The 5,000-nt window shown below is 53.2% G+C and carries 1 protein-coding gene, 2 tRNA genes and 2 rRNA genes (1 of these 5 running past the window's edge); 1 reads left to right on the top strand and 4 read right to left on the bottom strand.

All coding sequences use genetic code 11. The features are described from left to right. The 4 genes from VEB01_RS01735 to VEB01_RS01720 all read right to left on the bottom strand — a co-directional run. Positions 1 to 1,824, bottom strand: a 23S ribosomal RNA gene (locus VEB01_RS01735); it reaches 1,189 nt to the left of the window's first position. Positions 1,825 to 2,168: 344 nt separating this feature from the next. After that, a tRNA-Ala gene (locus VEB01_RS01730) sits at positions 2,169 to 2,244 on the bottom strand. A 34-nt stretch (positions 2,245 to 2,278) separates the two neighbouring features. Next, positions 2,279 to 2,355: transfer RNA gene (locus VEB01_RS01725), tRNA-Ile, on the bottom strand. Between the two features lie 103 nt (positions 2,356 to 2,458). After that, positions 2,459 to 3,996: ribosomal RNA gene (locus tag VEB01_RS01720) — 16S ribosomal RNA — on the bottom strand. Together the 16S and 23S rRNA genes with 2 tRNA genes alongside form the textbook arrangement of a ribosomal RNA operon. A gap of 587 nt (positions 3,997 to 4,583) precedes the next feature. On the opposite strand from VEB01_RS01720, the gene VEB01_RS01715 reads away from it, so the two are divergent. Beyond that, the coding region (locus VEB01_RS01715; RefSeq protein ID WP_324872380.1) for a hypothetical protein at positions 4,584 to 5,000 on the top strand (417 nt) is incomplete at its 3' end.

The raw sequence follows: 5,000 nt of genomic DNA, 5'->3' as shown, positions 1-5,000 counted from the left end.
GCACCTTCTCCCGAAGTTACGGTGCTAATTTGCCGAGTTCCTTCTCCCGGGTTCTCTCAAGCGCCTTAGAATTCTCATCCTGCCCACCTGTGTCGGTTTGCGGTACGGTTTACATTTACCTGAAGCTTAGTGGCTTTTCTTGGAAGCTTGGTATCAATCACTTCGCGTACAAGTACGCTCGTCGTCACGCCTCAGTGTTGACCCTCCGGATTTGCCTAAAGGATCCACCTACACGCTTAAACCACCTATTCCAACAGATGGCTGACCTAACCTTCTCCGTCCCCACATCGCAGTAAATGTAAGTACAGGAATATTAACCTGTTTCCCATCAGCTACGCATCTCTGCCTCACCTTAGGGGCCGACTCACCCTGCGCCGATGAACGTTGCGCAGGAAACCTTGGGCTTTCGGCGAGGGTGCTTTTCACACCCTTTATCGCTACTCATGTCAGCATTCGCACTTCTGATACCTCCAGCATTCCTCACAGAACACCTTCGCAGGCCTACAGAACGCTCTCCTACCATGCAGTACATTCCGAAGAATGTACGCATCCGCAGCTTCGGTTACGTGCTTAGCCCCGTTACATCTTCCGCGCAGGACGACTCGACCAGTGAGCTATTACGCTTTCTTTAAAGGATGGCTGCTTCTAAGCCAACCTCCTGGCTGTCTGTGCCTTCCCACTTCGTTTTCCACTTAGCACGTCATTAGGGACCTTAGCTGGCGGTCTGGGTTGTTTCCCTCTTGACCACGGACGTTAGCACCCATGGTCTGTCTCCCGTGATTGCACTTCTCGGTATTCGGAGTTTGCAATGGTTTGGTAAGCTCTTATGAGCCCCCTAGCCATAACAGTGCTCTACCCCCAAGAGTGAGACACGAGGCACTACCTAAATAGTTTTCGGAGAGAACCAGCTATTTCCAAGTTTGTTTAGCCTTTCACCCCTATCCACAGCTCATCCCCAAATTTTTCAACATTTGTGGGTTCGGACCTCCAGTACCTGTTACGGCACCTTCATCCTGGCCATGGATAGATCACTTGGTTTCGGGTCTACACCCAGCAACTGAACGCCCTGTTCGGACTCGCTTTCGCTGCGCCTCCCCTATCGGTTAAGCTTGCTACTGAATGTAAGTCGCTGACCCATTATACAAAAGGTACGCAGTCACCCCTACTTTAACGACCCTCACCCTCATCTGTTACATGACGGTAAAGTCAACTTCACTCCTTCTTAATAGTCTTTTGCCAGTTTCGCTTACGCTCAACTGTCCAAGACTCGAAGGCCGTTAAAGTAGGGGCTCCCACTGTTTGTATGCATACGGTTTCAGGATCTATTTCACTCCCCTCCCGGGGTTCTTTTCGCCTTTCCCTCACGGTACTGGTTCACTATCGGTCGATTACGAGTATTTAGCCTTGGAGGATGGTCCCCCCATGTTCAGACAGGATTTCACGTGTCCCGCCCTACTTGTCGCAACCCTAGTTCCACACACGGGATTTCATATACGGGGCTATCACCCACTATGGCCGGACTTTCCATTCCGTTCTACTATCGCATGTGCTAAAAGTTGCAGGCTTTTCCGGGTTCGCTCGCCACTACTTCCGGAATCTCGGTTGATTTCTTTTCCTCGAGCTACTTAGATGTTTCAGTTCACTCGGTTCGCTCCTTACATCCTATGTATTCAGATGCAGGTACCCTTGCGGGTGGGTTTCCCCATTCGGACATGTCCGGATCAAAGCTTCATTGCCAGCTCCCCGAACCTTTTCGCAGGCTTGCACGTCCTTCATCGCCTGTAATCGCCAAGGCATCCACCATATGCACTTATTCGCTTGACCCTATAACGTTGAAACCTGAGCGCCTTTTATGAAGCATATTTCCAGGCTGACAGCCGGGTTTTATCTTCCACTCAGTCCAAGGCAGAGAGTAAATCTGCCCGTCATAGGTTTTCTAAAGCACTATCAAACCTCGTTTAAATAAACTTCAAACGCAGTTAATAGTTTCTGATTTTGCAATCAATTACTACCCATTTGAACACATCACACTCATCACAAATGCGTGTGTTCACTTTACTTCTTCCATTTTGTTAAAGAGCAAACCTATATCAAGATATAAGTCGTTAATCATCAAGCAAACACTGCTCGCCTAATCATTAACGACTTATGTCTTCATCTAAAAGAATTGGTGGAGGATGACGGGATCGAACCGACGACCCCCTGCTTGCAAAGCAGGTGCTCTCCCAGCTGAGCTAATCCCCCGAATCTTTTGCCAGGTCCGCTAGCTCGCGTTTGGTGGTGGGTCTGGATGGGTTCGAACCATCGACCCCCGCCTTATCAAGACGGTGCTCTAACCAGCTGAGCTACAGACCCCCTTCAGGATCACATCCCTATACAGCGCTTGAGGATCCCGCAGCAGCTAAACAACCGATAGGCGTGGGCACTTGATGTGAGATGCGCTGAGTAGCGTCTCTAGAAAGGAGGTGATCCAGCCGCACCTTCCGATACGGCTACCTTGTTACGACTTCACCCCAGTCATGAATCTCACCGTGGTAGTCGCCCTCCTTGCGGTTAGGCTAACTACTTCTGGTGAAACCCACTCCCATGGTGTGACGGGCGGTGTGTACAAGACCCGGGAACGTATTCACCGCGACATGCTGATCCGCGATTACTAGCGATTCCGGCTTCATGCAGTCGAGTTGCAGACTGCAATCCGGACTACGACCGGCTTTCTGGGATTAGCTCCCCCTCGCGGGTTGGCTGCCCTCTGTACCGGCCATTGTATTACGTGTGAAGCCCTACCCATAAGGGCCATGAGGACTTGACGTCATCCCCACCTTCCTCCGGTTTGTCACCGGCAGTCCCATTAGAGTGCTCAACTGAATGTAGCAACTAATGGCAAGGGTTGCGCTCGTTGCGGGACTTAACCCAACATCTCACGACACGAGCTGACGACAGCCATGCAGCACCTGTGTCCAGGCTCCCTTTCGGGCACCCCTGCATCTCTGCAGGGTTCCTGGCATGTCAAGGGTAGGTAAGGTTTTTCGCGTTGCATCGAATTAAACCACATCATCCACCGCTTGTGCGGGCCCCCGTCAATTCCTTTGAGTTTTAATCTTGCGACCGTACTCCCCAGGCGGTCAACTTCACGCGTTAGCTTCGTTACCAAGGAATTGCTTCCCCGACAACCAGTTGACATAGTTTAGGGCGTGGACTACCAGGGTATCTAATCCTGTTTGCTCCCCACGCTTTCGTGCCTGAGCGTCAGTGTCGACCCAGGGGGCTGCCTTCGCCATCGGTGTTCCTCCACATCTCTACGCATTTCACTGCTACACGTGGAATTCCACCCCCCTCTGCCACACTCCAGCCTATCAGTTACAAGCGCAGTTCCCAGGTTAAGCCCGGGGATTTCACACCTGTCTTAATAGACCGCCTGCGCACGCTTTACGCCCAGTAATTCCGATTAACGCCTGCACCCTACGTATTACCGCGGCTGCTGGCACGTAGTTAGCCGGTGCTTCTTATTCCGGTACCGTCATCCACAGCGTTTATTAGACGCTGCGATTTCGTTCCGGCCGAAAGAGCTTTACAACCCGAAGGCCTTCTTCACTCACGCGGCATGGCTGGATCAGGGTTGCCCCCATTGTCCAAAATTCCCCACTGCTGCCTCCCGTAGGAGTCTGGGCCGTGTCTCAGTCCCAGTGTGGCTGATCATCCTCTCAGACCAGCTACGGATCGTCGCCTTGGTGGGCTCTTACCCCACCAACTAGCTAATCCGACATCGGCCGCTCCATGAGCGCGAGGCCCCGAAAGGTCCCCCGCTTTCTCCCTCAGGACGTATGCGGTATTAATCCGGCTTTCGCCGGGCTATCCCCCACTCCTGGGCACGTTCCGATGTATTACTCACCCGTTCGCCACTCTACCGGGGAGGTTGCCCTCCCTTTCGCGTTCGACTTGCATGTGTAAGGCATGCCGCCAGCGTTCAATCTGAGCCAGGATCAAACTCTTCAGTTCAATTCCTGCTTCAATATCGCTAAGCGATGTTGCGGTCTTGCCGTTGCCAACAAGCACCGCAGCACTCAATCTCAAAAGAACCAACAAAGAGAAGATGAAATCCTTGACTCCACTTCCACTTCGTCAATCCTTCAAAGTATGAGCACCAAGTAATGTTTGAGATCTACCACCGACCCTTGCGAATCAGCAGTTGCTCACCACACCACCCAGCACCCACACCTATCGGCTGTTAGTTTTTAAAGAGCATTTCTTTCGCTCGGCACGGTGTTCTGCGTCGAGGAAAGCCGCGCATTATACCGAGCGAAAAACTTCGGTCAACACTTGCGCGAAAGATTTTTTGCGACCGTTTCTACATCGCGTTTCGCACTCGAAATTTCAAGCGAGATTGCGGCGGCGCATCGCCTGAATTTCCGCGATGCGCACAGCGTAAATAACGAACGCGGGGCAATAGAGCGGCGCTGCGCGCGAAAAGTTCCGTGAGGAAATCACACTGCAGCTTCGTATGCTGTCGTAGTCATGCGAACGCTGCGCCAGGCGTAGCGCATTGCGGCACAATGCGCGCCCGCACTGCATGCTGCTCGCATTCCATGTCCGCTGACCCCTCGGAAGGCCGTCCTCCTCACGCCCCTGAAGCGAGCTGGGCGCAGCGTCTACTGGGCGATTTCCATGTCACGGGATTGTTCTGGTACCGCTTCCATCGCTGGGGCGTCAAGACAGTGCCCGAGTGGCTGCTGCCGCCGCTGATCCTCGCGTTCACGACGCTTTTCTTCCTGACGATTTTCAATATCCGCAAAGCGATCGCCGCGAACCTAGAAGCGGTGCTCGGGCCATGCGGCTGGCTCCAACGTCAGCGCCGCATCTGGCGGACGATGCATGAATTCGCGTGGTGCCTGACCGAACGCTACGAGCGGCTCGTCACCGATCGACCCTTTCACGTCGAATGCGAAGCGATGGAGCACTGGCGCGAGGTCACCTCGTCAGGCCGCGGCTTCGTGATGGTCACC

This window comes from Methylocaldum sp. (genome assembly GCF_035627495.1).
GTDB lineage: Bacteria > Pseudomonadota > Gammaproteobacteria > Methylococcales > Methylococcaceae > Methylocaldum.
This window is presented reverse-complemented; position numbering and strand designations above follow the sequence as displayed.